Raw genomic sequence first — 16,089 nt, 5'->3', positions numbered from 1 at the left:
AAGTTCATTAAAATTTAAAAGCGATAAGTTAGCTCTAACCCAACTCGCCTTCCTTCTCCTTTGAAATCTTCTAGCATTCCTAAAAAATTTGTTAGGTCAAATTTAAGATGACTATATTCTTTATCAAAAATATTTTTAGCCCAAAAGCGTACGGTATATTTTTCAAAATTAAACTGGCTATTTATTGACCACAGTGTATAGCTAGGTTGAGATGCAAGTTCACTTTGATTTTGATCGAAGTAATAATCTGACTGGTGGTCAAAGCCTATATTTGTTTGAATATCAATTTTTGAATCCCAAACTACTCGATAAGACAATACGCCATTGAAATTAACTTCCGAGGTGAAGGGAAGTCTATTATTTGTCAAAGAGTTGCCTAAAGGATCTGAAAACGCTTCAAACTGGGCATGGGGTATATAGCCAATGCCAAAAGAAAGCTCTAGAGCTTCATTAAAACTATGTAATATTTCTAAGTCAGCACCATAAATTTTGGAGTTAGCAACATTTTCCAGTAATTGAATAGGTGGTGCTCCTTCAACAAGAGAAGGTTGGTTCATAAATACTTGTTGATTTTTATAGTTGTAATGAAATAAAGCCCAGTTAACTTTTAAAGACTTTTGAGCATTTATAAACTTACCCCCGAACTCATTTGCAATAAGTTCTTCAGGGCCATAATCAGCTAACATTGCTTGCTCAGGACTAGATAAATACCCGCCATTATATCCGCCGCTTTTATATCCATTACTCAAACTATAATACAAATTATGCTGTTGATTGATAGAGTAATTAATCGCTAGTCGACCTGATAGATCGTTGTCTTTAACTTCACCTTTGACATGATAAAAAGGCAATAAGGCACCAGATAAATTTGTTGGGTCAATAACCACGTTTATGTTGCTCAAAGAGTCGTAGTCTAAATTCTCATCAGCATATCTAAGACCAAACGTAGCCAACCAGTTTTTATTTAGATGCCAATCAAATTGAGAAAATACTGCAAACGAATTATTCTTTAGCTCATTATCGTAGAAGAAATGCGCTGAGTTATCTCCGAAAGGCGTACCACGAAGGTCTCTCAAGATATCGTTATCATTTTTTTGGAATATTCTCTCTTGCAATGCAAAAACACCAAATGTTAGAAAGTGCGCTCCTAGTGAATGTTGAAGTCTTAATTCATTATTCAAAACTTCTGCTTTTACACCTAGTTGCCCTTCACAAAGTTGTGCTGGCGAACCATCACAATTAAATGCATGCTCCCTATCAAGTCGATTAAACCCATTTAACCAAACTAATTGAGTGTCTTGATTAACATCCCAAGTGAATTCACTTGTCCATCCTTTATTAATACTATGGTGAGGTGAGTCGTTATTAACACTCACAGCCCAATAATCATTACTTCCATCATTAAAGCCGAATGCGTCAACGCAGTTACCTGCATTCACTTGTGATATAGAACACCTTGTTTGACTAATTGGATCAGAATAAATACCTATATTACCTACCGGCTGAACTATACCGTTCCAGTGGCTATAATTGAGCTTTAGATACCACTCCAAATGTTCCCACTGCCCTAAATAACTTAATCTCAGGTCATTTTGTTCCATTCCGGCTTCAGGCGAGTCAGCTAAAATATTGTAGCTAGTGTAATCATATTTATTGTGGTTAAAAACAAGTCTAATAGCCGAATTGTCACTCATTTCGACATTATATGCCCCAGCAGCTTTATACATATTATCAGTACCAGCTCCTAAGGTAATAAAACCATATGTTCCAGCCTCAGGACGCTTACTTCTAATTAAGATTGCACCGCCTGTACTATTTCTACCAAACAAAGTACCTTGGGGTCCTTTAAGTACTTCTACTTGTTCAATGTCAAAAAGGTTAATGAGCTGGTTATTTGCAGAGCCGACGGACATACCATCAACGTACATTGCAACAGGTGAGGTATTTGCTGTGTTGTAATCAATTAGTCCCACACCTCGAATATTCACTGCTGGTGGCGTACCTTCTGCTGCATTTTGACTAATTTTTAAATTGGGTATTAATAATCCAAGTTCAGTTGAGTCTTTTAAACCAAAGTTAAGTAACTTATCACCTTTGACTTGATTAACTGTGATACTAACTTCATTATCAAGTTGCTTTCTTTTTTGGGCATATACTTCAATAACTTCTATTTCAGATGCGGTTGCATTTGACCAAATTTGTGATGATGAAAGCGCTAGCAATGCAGGTAGAAATTTTTTTATAGATAATTTAGACATGTTCCATACTCTCGAAGCAGCTCAAGATGTGCTAATCAAAAGTATAGTTTATAAGATGTTTGTGACCAAAGCTCTTATTTAACTAAGTTTTTCAGTAAGCTACTTGTAAAATATAAAAATTGCACTACGCAAGGGATGAATTAGTGTGTTTATCAGTCAAATTTACCAATATTTGCTGTTCCAGCTGGCAAATTTGGCTGTAATGCTGGTATGCGTCGTGATTATAGCCCTCTGACATTTGATTCATAAAGCCATGGTAATAACGAGATTTTACTACTGACAAACAAGGGATTGTTTTTAAAATCGAAATAACTGGATTTAATTCGAAGTGTTTTTCATATTCAGGAAAATAAATATCTACATGGCAATTAGGATTTAAGTCGGTGAAATTCCTAATTTGGCCCGGATAAAAAGCGATCATTTTTTGAACTCTTTTAAGTGGCGTTCTTGCAAGGGCTCGCCATGATGCTGTTGCCCCTGCACTAAAAGAGATAATAAACTCAGGACTAAAACGAATCAAAGATTCTTGGACCTTATCAGCATAAGCATCATGGCCTAAGTGTTGTATAAAATAATCATAAGCATGCTGCTCTTGAAGACTTTGCTTATATTCTCCATCATCATATGGAGATACAATTTCAATCTCTCCATCAAATTGATTACTAAATTCAATTAAGCTTTTTGTACAGCCAAAAATATCAGTCACTATCAATGTACGCATACACATGGTCCTTGCCAGACTCTTATTGATAAATTTACAAAATCTAGTTCACACTTTCTACCGAGCTAGATTTCAATTTACCACTGGATAATAAATTGTAAACAATTTGTTTTAAACAAATTTGTTATTTATGATTTGCTACACTTGTTTTAATCAGCGGCAACAAGTTTTTTTATGTTCAAATCTATTACTACAACCATGATGCTCACTTTCAGTTGTACGCTTTACGCGAATAGCATTACTTGGCTTCAAGTAGATTTTGCGCCTTACTACATACTTCAAGGGGATAACAAGGGACAAGGTAGAGATGAAGGTGTAATTAATTTATTAAAAAATGTCATGCCAAATTATCAATTTAATATTCAGCATGTTCCTTCAAGTCGCGCATTACACGAACTTAAAATCAATGATGCACCAACTTGCATGCTGTCATTGTATAAAACTGAACAAAGAAAAAAAGATTATTTTTTCTCATCAAATAGTTCCACAGTAGGTTTGGCACCTACAATTGCGCTACATTCTGAAGTTACTCAATCACTTAATGTTGGTTCAAATAATTCAATTTATTTGAAAGATTTAGTTTTTAAACATCAATTAATGCTAGGCAAGTCAATGAGGCGATCTTATGGAGAGCAAGTTGATGGTATTATTAACAACATCCCTTCAGACAGAATCATTGTCAGAGCAGGTAAAGATTCCTTAAAAAGTTTAACCTATATGCTTGTTAAACGACGCATCGATCTTATTATTGGCTACCCCGGTGAGCATGTTTATCTTCAGTCTAAATTTCCAAATGCACATAACTTAATTCAATTACAAATTAAAGAAGCTTCTAAAACAGTCAAAGGCTATATAGGCTGCAATAAAATAGATGGCACAGGCGTTTTCCTAGAGCATGCCGATGAGGCATTAATGAAGATTAAGCAATCAGAAGATTACCAATCTCTGATGTTAAGGTGGGTACCTGAGAACTTAAAAGCCGCATTAATTGAAAGGATTAAGTAATTCCAATTAATGAAGGAAGTCATACTTCCCTCATTTAATTAAAGTTAATTTTTATAAAAGTAACTTTCTTTCGTTATTTTTATGTCTGCTCTTTGCTTAGACTCAATTGTAAAACTAATGGGGGTTGCTTTAAGCTTTAGATCATAACCGTCTTTAATAACAGTAACAGGTATTTGCAACATTTCTCCCCCTTCAATTTCAATCATATCAGGGACACTCAGCTCAGCATCTTCTAACCCCTCAAGACTAATCGTGTAACTCATGGTGTTTTGCGTTTTATTGATCACGCTTAATGTATAAGGGTTTTCAACTAAACCTTCATAGTTAACACGATATAATGTATTGCGATCTCGGATAACCGATGCTTCAATTGGCGTACGATTAAATGCCCACACCACCATAGTTAAAATAATCAACGCTGTAAGGGTTGCATAGCCAACTAGCTTTAGTCTAAACGGATTGGTTTTTTTACCAGATGTTTCGTGTTCACTTTGATATTTAATGAGCCCTTTGGCATAACCGAACTTATCCATGGTGTCATCACAGGCATCAATACACAAACCACAGTTTATACATTCATATTGCAGACCATTTCGAATATCAATACCTGCTGGGCAAACTTCTACACACAAGTTACAGTCTACGCAGTCGCCAAGTCCGAGCTCTTTTGGATCCTGTTTACGTTTACGTTTACCTCGTGATTCGCCGCGTTGTGCATCGTAGGTGACTAATAATGTGTCTTTATCAAACATCACTGATTGAAAACGTGAATATGGGCAAGCAACCGTACACATTTTTTCTCTTAAAAACCCTGCATTCCCATAGGTACAGAAAGCAAATAAGAAGACCCAAAAACTCACTAGGCCTGACCATTCTAGTGTGAACATGTCGATATATAATTTTTGTGCAGGTATAAAATAAGCCATAAATGACGTAGCAGTGAAGAGAGAGATAGCTAACCAAGCACTGTGCTTTGCTGTTTTTAATGCAATTTTCTTTGCATCCCAAGGGTTTTTATCTAACTTTATGCGTTTATTGCGACTGCCTTCAATACGGTGCTCAACCCATGTAAACATCAGCATCCAAATAGTTTGTGGACAAACATAACCACACCATACACGGCCCAGCCAATTGGTCACAAAGAAAAGCGCAAATGCCCCCGCCATAAATACCCAAGCCAGGATCATAAAGTCTTGTGGCAAAAATGTGAGGCTGAAAATTCTAAAATGTTGGCTGCCTACATCAAACAATACAGCCTGCTGGCCGTTATATTGCAGCCAAGGAATAGCAATAAAGGTCAGCATTAATAACCAACCCAAGTTACGGCGGATTTTTTGGAAAAAACCTTTTTGCTCGCGCACATAAATCGGGCCCTCCGATTTATGCGGCTTAATGATCATGTCTTCTTCTTTAATATCAAACTTCATATTACTTGCTCTACTAACATTGGTTAATATCTACAGAGCAAGTTTCAGTCCAATCTGAAAGTTTATAACATTCTGTTTTTATTGCATTTTAAATAATAGCAAAAACCAATACTCATGAAATATCGCGAAGCTCGTTATATGTCGCGATTTTTAGTTATTTTCAGCTTTTTCATTTTAGAGCGTAGTGTGCTCTCGGGAAGCCCTAATTTAACTGCAGCACCTTTTGGACCTGCTATTCGCCAGTTAGTTAGCTCAAGTACATGCTCAATATGATGTTTCTCAGCCTCATCAAGCCTTAAACTTTGACCTTCAAGCATTTGTTCATCAGTCATATTCAGTGGCTGAGTAATTGACACTAATCGCCCTTTAGACAAGATAGCTTCTCGCTCTAATATATTTTGTAACTCTCTGATGTTGCCTGGCCAATCATAAGCTTGAAGCTTGTCTATCGCTGACTTTGTCAGCCCCATTAAGTGTTTACCTAGCCTTTTATTCAGCTGATTAATGAGGTTTATGCACAATAATGGAATGTCTTCTTTTCGCTCTTTTAGGCTCGGTACTCTGATAGGAAAGACATTAAGGCGATAATAAAGGTCCATCCTAAACTCACCTTTTCCAACCATTTGCCACAAATCTTTATTGGTTGCCGCTATAATACGAATATCCACTTTTAGCGTTTTACTGCCGCCTACACGTTCAAACTCTTGCTCTTGGAGAACGCGCAAAAGTTTACTTTGTGCCTCAAGTGATAGCTCCGCAATTTCATCTAAAAATAGAGTGCCTGTATCGGCGAGTTCAAAGCGCCCTTTTCGTCTCTCATTGGCGCCTGTGAATGCCCCCTTTTCATGCCCAAATAATTCCGACTCTAATAAACTAGGCGTAAAAGCTGCACAATTTACTTTCACAAATGGTTTCGTATTTCGATTACTCAATCTATGTAGGTTTCTGGCAACAAGTTCTTTACCCGTACCATTTTCTCCCAAGATCAATACAGTACTACTTGTTTTTGCAACAAGATTGATTTGTTCAAGCATGGCTTTAAATATATGACTTTGCCCGACTAGCCCAGAACCTTGCCAATCTGCATTTAGTTCTTCCAACAAGTAAGAGTTTTCTTCTTTTAATTGCTCAGTTAAAGTTTGGACTTGCTCTAGTGCGGCTCTTAGTGCACTTTCTGCTTCGTGCTGCTTTGTTACGTCGCGAAATATCGCGACCGCTCCGATAATTTGTCCATCTTTGAATACTGGCGTAGAGGTATATTCCACAGGGAAACTACTGCCATCTTTTCTCCAGAACACTTCATCGGATATTTGCCTTACTTTGCCATCAAACATAGTGCAGTAGATGTTGCATTCATCTGCGGGATACGGTGAACCGTCAGCATGGCTATGGTGATGGTATTGATGTATTTTTTTACCTATTAACTCTTCGGCTTTCCAACCTGTCATACGTTCAGCTGCGGGGTTTATAAATACTGCATTACCTAATAAATCGAAACCGTAAATGCCTTCGCCAACAGAGTTGAGTAGTAGTTCAGGGTCATTTAGCAAGCGTTTAAGTAAATGAGACATAGCATTCCTCGTGAAATATCACGAAAACTGTAACATATTGACACGTTATACTATTAGCAAATTCTGACATATGTGTTTAAAGTCACTAAAACATGTTTTTATGAGATTATAATGAGCAAACCACTTCAAGACGCTACCTTGTCTGTCGGATATATTGCCAAACGTGCCGGCGTAAAAGTCTCAACCCTGCATTTTTATGAAACCAAAGGGCTGATCAGAAGTTGGCGAAATCAAGGAAATCAACGTCGATATAAACCCGATGTGCTCAGGCGAATTGCCGTGATCAAAGCAGCACAGCATATGGGCGTCACATTACAAGACATCAAAGAGACTCTTGATGCGTTGCCTGATAATAGAACCCCAACTAAAAAAGATTGGGCAAATTTATCTCAGCGATGGCGCACTCAACTGACCAAGCAAATTGAGTATTTAGAGCAGATCAGAGACAAAGTCGATGGCTGTATTGGCTGTGGCTGTTTATCTATGACGCAATGCCCTATGTATAACCCAGATGATATCTGTGGCAAATCGCAATCCGGCGCAGCTTTTTTGCCTTCTAACCCTGATGCACAATTAAATCATGAAAAAACTGATAAAATAGGCGAGAATCACTAACAAGGAACACCCATGAAAAAAACTGCACTCTCGCTCGCACTTATCGCAGCGCTTGGATTGACTGCTTGTTCGCAAACAGTTACCCAACAAACTGAAAATAACAGCGTTCAAGTACAACAAAATTTCGCTAACTTCTCTGAACAGTTTATCCATGATTATTGGAAACAGTTCCCTGAGCATTCTGCATGGGCAGGCTATGGTGAATACGATGATATTATCAGTATTCCAAATCAAGTCTATCGTGACACTACATTGGCTTTTGCTAACGCAAAATTAAACGAACTAGAAAAATTCGATTTAGCCTCATTGCCAACAGCACAAAAAACAGATTATTACCTGATCGAAAATGCTTTAAAACGGACCATTTGGCACTTAGAAACCTTCAAAAGCTGGCAATGGAACCCATCTAACTACAATGTTTCTGGCGGCTTTGCGACAATTTTAAATAGCCGTTTTAAAACTGATGACGAAAAGTTTGCTACTGTTTTAAAACGTCTTCAATACGTGCCTGCATATTACGATGCTGCAAAAGCAAACATTGATAACCCAACTTTAGAATATACCCAGCTTGCAATCGGCCAAAACAAAGGCGCTTTTAGTGTGCTAAAAGATGAGCTATTAACGCAAGTTGAAGCTTCAAATTTATCTTCAAGTGATAAAGTACTTTTTGTTAAGCGTTTCAATGCTGCAAAAGACGCAATCAATGGCTACATCGACTTTCTAACTGAACTTGAAAAGTCTCTTGTAGAAAATGATAACGCCCGTTCATTTAGAATTGGCGAAAAGCTTTATGAAGAGAAGTTCGCACTAGATATTCAATCGGGTTATAGCGCAAAAGAGATGTATCACAAAGCAGTTGCTGACAAAGATCGTGTAACAGCTGAGATGGTAAAGATCACACATGAACTGTGGCCTATGTATTTCCCTAACACTAAGCGTCCATCTAAAGACAGAGATGCTGTAGCGAAACTCATCAAGCACCTTTCGGTCAAACATGTTGCTCGTGACGAATTCGTGCCTGAAATTAAGCGCCAAATTCCAGATTTAGAAGCATTCGTCAGAGAAAAAGATCTGATCACGCTTGATCCTGAAAAGCCGCTAGTTGTTCGTGAAACACCAGAGTATATGCGTGGTTTTGCTGGTGCATCTATTAGTGCACCCGGCCCATACGATAAAAAAGAAAACACTTATTATAATGTAACGCCATTAGATAACATGTCTGTTGAGCAAGCTGAGTCATATTTAAGAGAATATAACCACTGGATTTTACAGATCTTAAATATTCATGAAGCGATCCCTGGCCACTATACGCAATTAGTTTACTCAAACGAGTCTCCTTCTTTAATTAAAAGTATTTTTGCGAATGGCGCGATGATTGAAGGTTGGGCTGTGTATACTGAACGTATGATGCTAGAAGAAGGCTATGGTGATTTTGAGCCAGAGATGTGGCTTATGTACTATAAGTGGAATCTTCGTGTCATCTGTAACACTATTCTAGATTATGCTATTCAAGTAAAAGGGATCAGCAAAGAAGAAGGCCTAGATCTATTAATGAACGGTGCTTTCCAAGAAAAAACGGAAGCTGAAGGTAAATGGCGTCGTGCGACATTGAGCCAAGTCCAGTTAACTAGTTACTACAGCGGCTATAGAGAGATTTATGATTTTAGAGAGTCGTTAAAAGCCACTCAAGGTGATGACTTTAACTTAAAAGCGTTCCATGAGGAGTTTTTAAGCTATGGCAGTACCCCGGTAAAATACGTCAAGGCGTTAATGACTGATAAATAGAATCAAAATAAATTGAAAAAGCCCTTGTTTAAGGGCTTATTATTTTGGTTAAGAGAATCACTAATTTGCTTGCAGCAATAAATGCGTATAGCGACCGAGTGACGCATAAGGCTCTTGTTGGTTATATTTAAGCTCTAATGCAAGTAAGTCATCAAATTGCGCTTTACCTTTTTCAAGCTCTCGCAAATAATCATGAAAACAACGTACACCCGTTTTACAGAGACGCTCAAAATTTTCGCAACTTAAAGCATTATATACAACTTCAGGTTCTACAGGATGATTAGGACTTAAACCAACCTTCTGTTTCACATGCAAACCTTGATTTATATAATCAAAGTTTCCATAGACCATATTTGCAAATAAATGCGCATCTTTATTGAAGTACATTAAAGACAAATAACCCGAATCGTTGACGAGCTTTGTCAAAACTGTAATCGCCTCAACTTGGTCAACTAACCATTCAAGTACAGCATGACATAGAACAAAATCAAAAGTACCTAACTTTAATTCAGGCAATGCCTGTAATGGCGCGTGAATAAATTCAAATTGAGAACTTAAGTCCGCTTGCTCCACGTGCTCTTTTGCAAGTTTTAGCATCTCTTCCGATATGTCCACCAGCGTGATGTGATGGCCTAAACTTGCTAAATAAACAGCTAACTGACCTTGCCCACCGCCAATATCGATTATTCGTTTTGGTGCAGTGGCATTATCTAGCCATGGAATATGCTGAGAAAAGTCACGCTTTAAAACAGCTTCTCGTATTTTGCCTTTGGGTGTGCCGTAAATATTTTTCTTAAATTTTTGCGAGATAGCATTAAAGCTTCTATCTCGCGCTAATTTATCTTTATAGCTTTTGCCTTTTTTACTCATATTCAACGGTTAAACCGGATTATTGATATCAATAAACTCAACGTCTAAATCATAAGTTGTAGCAAGGTATTCACCTAAAGCTTTGGCACCATAACGTTCAGTAGCATGATGGCCTGCTGCTATAAAGTGAATGTTTTGTTCATTTGAGCTATGGATTGTCTGCTCAGAAGCCTCACCTGTTAAGTAGGCATCAATGCCTTGGCTTGCGGCCATATCGATAAAACTTTGGCCTCCACCAGTACACCAAGCGATGGTTTTAATTAGGTGATCTCCCGCTTGATTTACTAATGGTTTTCTATCAAGTTTCTGTTCTATCAATTGCGAAAATGCATCTAAGCTCATTGGTGTTTTGAGTTTGCCTTTCACTGCCACACAGTTTTTATTCCAAGGCTCCAGAGGCCTTTCGTAAGTTATATCGAGTAACTCAGCCAATTGCGCATTGTTGCCAAGTTCAGGATGAACATCTAGAGGCAAATGATATGCAAGTAAATTGATGTTGTTTTCTAATAAAGCTTTAATACGCCTTTGCTTCATGCCCGTAATAGTTTGGTCTTCACCTTTCCAGAAGAAACCATGATGAACCAAAATCGTGTCTGCTCCAGCTTCTATGGCAGCATCGATCAGCGCCTGACTGGCAGTAACACCCGTCACAATTTTTTTAACTTCTTCAGCCCCTTCAACTTGTAAACCATTCGGGCAATAATCACTAATAGAAAATGGTTTTAAGAGTTCGGTTAATTGATTAACAAGTTTTGTTCTTTTCATTTGATTTCTCGGCCCTTTAAATTTAGGGCGTATTTTAACAGCTTAGTCATGATGATAAAGCACAACAATAAACGGTGCTTTAGATCTTTTAAAAGGTTTGAAGAGAAAAATAAAAGAGTAGAAGTATGTTTTGAATTACAAATGTAATAAAAAGCTTACCGTTGAACTGCCATTTTATGGTCTTATGACGTATTAACTCTTGCATCAATAAAGTTGAAAAGTTGAACGATAGCAGTGCCGTGACACTTAAACATAACTCACTGATCCTTTGCCCATCCACTTTTGCCCGCTTTTTATCAAGTAAGAATAAAAAACAAAAGATCGAATTGGTTATGAATAAATAGGTTAAAACAAGCGGTAAAAGTTTGTCATTAGTGACGATAAAAATCGTGACTAAAAAAAGGGTTAGTATAAGCAGGGAGTGGTTCACACTTCGAAAAAATAAGTTCAAGCTCTTTTAATCTCAGGAGTCTATTTCTTTGAATGGCAGCCATTGCAACAAACGTTCAAATAAAACTTCGGGTTTTATTGGTTTAGAAATATAGTCATCCATACCAGCTTCTATGCATTTATCTTTATCACCAACCATCGCATTTGCCGTCATCGCAATGATCGGAATATCTTTATTAAGCTCCCCTGCTTTTCCATTTCTAACGGCTTGTGAAGCTTCATACCCATCCATTTCTGGCATTTGGCAATCCATAAGAATGGCTGTGTATTTAGTCTCTCTTGTTGTATTTAATAAGTTTTGAATGACTTCTTCACCATTTGCCACTATATCGATATGCGTTAAGTTAAGCTTTGCCAACATACTTTGTGCAACAATTTGATTTACTCTATTATCTTCGGCTAAAAGAATACGAATACCTTCTCCCCAGCTTATCTCTTCAGGTTTTAAAGCTGATTGAGCTTTAAGCGACTTTATGTAATGAGTCGTCACTAAAGGCTTAGCGCCTTTGAGAGCTTCTCCGTCTTCTGCGACGATCGAAAGCGCAGCAAATAAATCGAATGTTGTAGCTGGCTTGGGAAAATATCCATCAAACCCCAAGTTGGCAAAAAACTTAGCATCGCCTTTGTCGCACATCGAAGTCATCATAATTAGCTTCATATCTTTTAGATGTTCATGTGCTTTTATGTGCTCACCCAATTGTGCACCGTCCATGACAGGCATTTGCATATCTAAAAGCGCAATATCAAAACATACATTATACTTGTTATAATAAGCTTCGCATACTGTCAGTGCTTCAATACCCGAACGGGCTTCAGTCACGTTAGCCCCCCAATGCTCCAACTGTGCTTTGAGCACTTCTCGATTGGTTTTATTATCATCGACTATAAGTAAATTTAAATCATCCATTCTAACGTCTGGAATGACATGGAATGAAGATTTGCTTTTACCTAATAACACAGTAAAACTAAAGCAAGCCCCCTCTCCCTCTTTACTAGATACCGACACCTCACCTTGCATCAAACGACAAAGCTTTTGTACTATCGCAAGACCAAGACCAGAGCCACCATATTTCCTTGTTGTAGAAGCATCAACCTGGCTAAATGACTTAAATAATTTTTCTTGCTGCTTAGCTGAGATACCTATACCGGTGTCTTTTATATGGCAAATCAATTGCCAATTATCATGATTATAATCTTGCAAGCTTGCTTCGATTAATACTTCTCCATCTTTTGTAAATTTTATAGCGTTTCCGACCAAATTATTGAGTATTTGTCTAAATCTTCCTGGGTCACCAATAACAACAGATTCGTCAATGTTCGCCACATCAAGGATCAACTCAATATTTTTATTATGAGCTTGAATGGCTGAAGATTCAGCAAAGTCACCTAATAATCCTCTTAAATCAAATTCCAAAAATTCTAATTCAAGCTTTCCAGCATCTACTTTAGAAAAGTCCAATATATCATTGATTAAATTAAGTAATGCATTTGCACTACTCATGGCAACATTAATACGATGTAACTGCTCTGAACTCAAATTACTATTAAGTAAGAGATTAAGCATACCCAGAACCCCATTCATTGGCGTTCTGATCTCATGACTCATAGATGCTAAAAACTCACTTTTAGCTTGGCTTGCTTGTTCAGCCATTTTTGTTGCTTTTTTTAAGGCTTTTTCAGACTCAACTCTATCGGTAATGTCTTGTTGTATTCCAACAAAAGCCGTTAGCTTACCTTTGTCATTGTGCACTGGAAATATTTGCAAACTGTTCCAAAATGATTGTCCATTTTTTTTATAATTTAGAAGCTCTACTTTAACAACTTCTTGAGCGTGTAAGCCTTCTATAATTTGCGTAATTGTTTCTTTGGAAGTACCTTCACCCTGTAGGAATTTGCAATTGCTTCCTAACACTTCTTCACCATACCCCGTAATATTCGTAAATGCTTGATTAATATATATTAAGGGTAAATTAGGCTCTTCTACTGAACTAATTGTCACACCTAAATTACTTGCATCAACTGAAAGGGCGAGTAAGTCATTTTCTTCTTTAGCTTTTTTCAGTGCTTTTTGTGATGCTATTTGTTCTGTCACATCAGTCATTGAACCAGCCATTCTTATTGCTTTATTTTGCTGATCAAAAAGTGCTTCCCCTTTCACTCTAAAAACTCTGAATTCGCCGGTTTTGGTCTGAAACCTATGTTTTACGTCATAAATTGAATCTTTTTGCAGGTGAGCTTTTAGGCTACTTTTCACAAAATCTCTATCGTCGACATGTACCATTCTTTCTAATACCGTGTACTCAATAGGGAAATCATCTCCCTCTTGATAGCCTAAAAGCTCTTTAAAACGTTCAGAGCAAAACACTTTTCCGGTTGAAATATCCCAGTCCCAAATGCCATCTAAACTTCCGTTGATTGCAAGTTTGAACCTTTCTTCGCTTATTTTTGTTGCTTTTTGCGATTGCTCCAACTTTCTATAAGGGTTTAGCAGTAATTTCTGCCCAACTACCAATAAAAATAAAGAAGAAAGAAATAAACTAACAATTATTGAGCTTGCTATGTTAAGTATCACTTTATCGACTTGACTGGTGACTATTGTAGGTTCAATGAGATATTGCAGCTTCACACCTGTATTACCTAGGTGTGCCTTTAAGATTGGTTCGTGTTCTTTAACTGAGTTAAAACTGGAATAGCTTAACCAAGGACCTGTTAGCTTGATACCATGTGCCTGAGACTGAATCACTTCAGACAGCAAGAACGCCATTGTAGCCTGAAATTTCACGACTAAGGCACCTTCTGTGAAGCCATTATATGTAATTGGGACTGCTAGTTTAAAAAAGTATTGGCCTTCAAGCTCTTCAATTAAGACTATGTGCTGAATTTCTCCATTTAAAAGTCTTTCGAGCCACTTACTTGGTGTTTTTTGAGTCGCTTCTTGCGTAGTATTTTTATAAACATAATCACCTAAGACATTATAAATCCATAACTTTTCTTTAATCCCTAAGATTTTAAACTCTGATAAATAGTCATTTAAAGAAGCTTCTGAAGCAGATGCCCCCATCACACCATTTGTGATTAAAGGTTGACTAGCAAGATCTTTAAGCAGCAATATTCTTGTTTCTAGAAAGTTCTCAATGTATCTAGCACTTAATTTTGCCTCAGTTTTAGATGCTTGTTGCGTATAACTATTTAAAACAGCTGAAGCTTCTCTGCCAACCAGCAGCACACTTATCATTACAGATAAGAGTAAGCTCATAATAACAAAAACAACAAATGCTTTATTTGCATCTAATTGCATTCGCAACATGTGAGATTTCACTTAGACTCCTTCGTTAAGAATTATCTCTATAGCGCCATTATTTTTATAAGTCGCCATACAAAAATCACTTAAGCCTAATGCTTCATGCGCATCTACACCTTCTCTTTTAAAAGGTCTGCTATACACTTTAATTAGGCCTTCAATAGGTAATTCTATATTCTCTAATGCATCTCTTAGCCTTGAACGTACAATTTTAATTTCTCTGTCCATTTTTATTTGTGTCATTGCTTGGGCAAATAACAAACCAAGGTCATAACCATGAATGAAACCTGCAGGAGCCTGAAGAGTTGCCAAGTCAAATTCTGTTTTAAATAATCTATTTGCTGATTTTATGGCCTTTTTGGCAACTTTGCTTGAAGAGCTATGTGTAAAAGAAAAACAAGACTGAATAAAATGAAGACTGATGTTATTTAAAAAGTGTCTCGCATTTTCGTAGAAATCACCTCCAGTGATCCCCCAGTGACTGATAATGGGTTTTTGCAGTGATTCGTCAATTTCAGACATAGCTTGTATGAAGTACTTTCCTTCAACAGAATTACCAACAAAAATAACGCAATCTGCGTTGGCCTCTAAAATACCTCTAATTTGTAACTTTGCTTGTTTAAGTCTTGTATTCCAACTAAACCAAGAAATCTCAGGTATCGTTTTACCTAATGCATCTTTCATTGTTCTTTCATTCGATTTACCCCAAGGGGTGTCCTCTAATAATAAGTGGGGATTCGAGCAAGCCATGATGTCATTGGCAAACTGTATGATTCTATATCCAGCCTTAGTATCATCTATTGATAGTCTAAAAACCCAATTAGTACCATGTTCATAGCGAGTGATTGGTCCACCAGCAGCCCATGGAACTAATAATAAAATCCCCTCTTTATTAATATATGTTCTGTTTTTTATATAAGGAGGGGAATGCAGTCCGCCAAGCATAAAAAGTGCATTTGGGTCTTTTAAGAATTTTTTCATGTGTAATAGACTTCTATTACTATTACCTCTGTGATCCAACTCCATAAACTCAAAATCAAAATTCTGTAATCTTTCTTTTTCAGTTTCGAGCGCTGATAAAAAGCCCATTTTCATCGCGTTTGCTGAAGAGAAGTGGGTTGAATAATCAGAATCGTGGTAAATATTAAACTTGTACTTTTCTGCCCAAGAGAGTTGACTAAAAAAGCATAGGGCAAACAGAAAAGTAAGAATGTAGCCTTTCATAGTTTCTTCTAGTCGATTTTGTTTAATTAACCTTAGTCTAAAAATCGTCTTTATTGAAATTACACAACTTTTCAGCCATAAAAAAAGGCCCCTGCAG

Annotated in this window: 12 protein-coding genes; 3 read left to right on the top strand and 9 right to left on the bottom strand. The window is 37.1% G+C overall.

The genetic code is table 11. The features are described from left to right. Positions 1 to 14: 14 nt before the first annotated feature. Entirely contained in the window at positions 15 to 2,258 is a 2,244-nt protein-coding gene (locus tag CWB72_RS12195; protein WP_138631722.1) for a TonB-dependent receptor, read from the bottom strand. A 124-nt stretch (positions 2,259 to 2,382) separates the two neighbouring features. Beyond that, entirely contained in the window at positions 2,383 to 2,979 is a 597-nt protein-coding gene (locus CWB72_RS12190; protein WP_130257174.1) for a hypothetical protein, read from the bottom strand. A 174-nt stretch (positions 2,980 to 3,153) separates the two neighbouring features. Between CWB72_RS12190 and CWB72_RS12185 the strand changes: the two genes are divergently transcribed. Next, a complete protein-coding gene (locus CWB72_RS12185) occupies positions 3,154 to 3,984 on the top strand; it encodes a transporter substrate-binding domain-containing protein (RefSeq protein ID WP_138631720.1) in 831 nt (276 codons plus the stop codon). Between the two features lie 44 nt (positions 3,985 to 4,028). Here CWB72_RS12185 and ccoG read toward each other — a convergent pair whose 3' ends face one another. Both ccoG and CWB72_RS12175 read right to left on the bottom strand, forming a co-directional pair. After that, positions 4,029 to 5,411 (bottom strand): cytochrome c oxidase accessory protein CcoG, encoded by a 1,383-nt coding sequence (ccoG, locus tag CWB72_RS12180; RefSeq protein WP_138631718.1) that lies wholly within the window; start codon positions 5,409 to 5,411, stop codon positions 4,029 to 4,031. Positions 5,412 to 5,545: 134 nt separating this feature from the next. After that, entirely contained in the window at positions 5,546 to 6,982 is a 1,437-nt protein-coding gene (locus tag CWB72_RS12175) for a sigma-54 interaction domain-containing protein (protein ID WP_138631716.1), read from the bottom strand. 111 nt (positions 6,983 to 7,093) lie between these two features. Here CWB72_RS12175 and soxR point away from each other — a divergent pair, with 111 nt between their 5' ends. Beyond that, positions 7,094 to 7,597 (top strand): redox-sensitive transcriptional activator SoxR, encoded by a 504-nt coding sequence (gene soxR, locus CWB72_RS12170; RefSeq protein WP_171037289.1) that lies wholly within the window; start codon positions 7,094 to 7,096, stop codon positions 7,595 to 7,597. Between the two features lie 12 nt (positions 7,598 to 7,609). Then, positions 7,610 to 9,382 (top strand): DUF885 domain-containing protein, encoded by a 1,773-nt coding sequence (locus CWB72_RS12165; RefSeq protein WP_138631714.1) that lies wholly within the window; start codon positions 7,610 to 7,612, stop codon positions 9,380 to 9,382. Positions 9,383 to 9,442: 60 nt separating this feature from the next. Here the strand turns inward: CWB72_RS12165 and CWB72_RS12160 are convergent, their stop codons facing one another. From CWB72_RS12160 to CWB72_RS12140, 5 genes are all read right to left on the bottom strand, one after another. Beyond that, positions 9,443 to 10,252: a methyltransferase domain-containing protein gene (locus CWB72_RS12160; RefSeq protein ID WP_138631712.1), complete on the bottom strand. Its 810-nt coding sequence runs from the start codon at positions 10,250 to 10,252 to the stop codon at positions 9,443 to 9,445. A 9-nt stretch (positions 10,253 to 10,261) separates the two neighbouring features. Beyond that, the gene (locus tag CWB72_RS12155; RefSeq protein WP_138631711.1) at positions 10,262 to 11,017 is read right to left on the bottom strand and encodes a Nif3-like dinuclear metal center hexameric protein; all 756 of its coding nucleotides are present in this window, start codon (positions 11,015 to 11,017) and stop codon (positions 10,262 to 10,264) included. Between the two features lie 88 nt (positions 11,018 to 11,105). Further along, complete coding sequence (locus CWB72_RS21145; RefSeq protein ID WP_354384666.1) at positions 11,106 to 11,447, bottom strand: DUF1294 domain-containing protein; 342 nt, start codon at positions 11,445 to 11,447, stop codon at positions 11,106 to 11,108. A 33-nt stretch (positions 11,448 to 11,480) separates the two neighbouring features. Beyond that, a complete protein-coding gene (locus CWB72_RS12145) occupies positions 11,481 to 14,765 on the bottom strand; it encodes a response regulator (RefSeq protein WP_171037288.1) in 3,285 nt (1,094 codons plus the stop codon). A gap of 21 nt (positions 14,766 to 14,786) precedes the next feature. Continuing rightward, positions 14,787 to 15,992, bottom strand: a complete 1,206-nt coding sequence (locus tag CWB72_RS12140) for an ABC transporter substrate-binding protein (protein ID WP_252371546.1) — start codon at positions 15,990 to 15,992, stop codon at positions 14,787 to 14,789. Positions 15,993 to 16,089 lie beyond the last annotated feature (97 nt).

Source organism: Pseudoalteromonas phenolica (assembly GCF_005886345.1).
GTDB classification, from domain to species: domain Bacteria; phylum Pseudomonadota; class Gammaproteobacteria; order Enterobacterales; family Alteromonadaceae; genus Pseudoalteromonas; species Pseudoalteromonas phenolica_A.
Note: the sequence above shows the minus strand (reverse complement) of the source record. Positions and strands in the feature narration are given on the sequence as shown.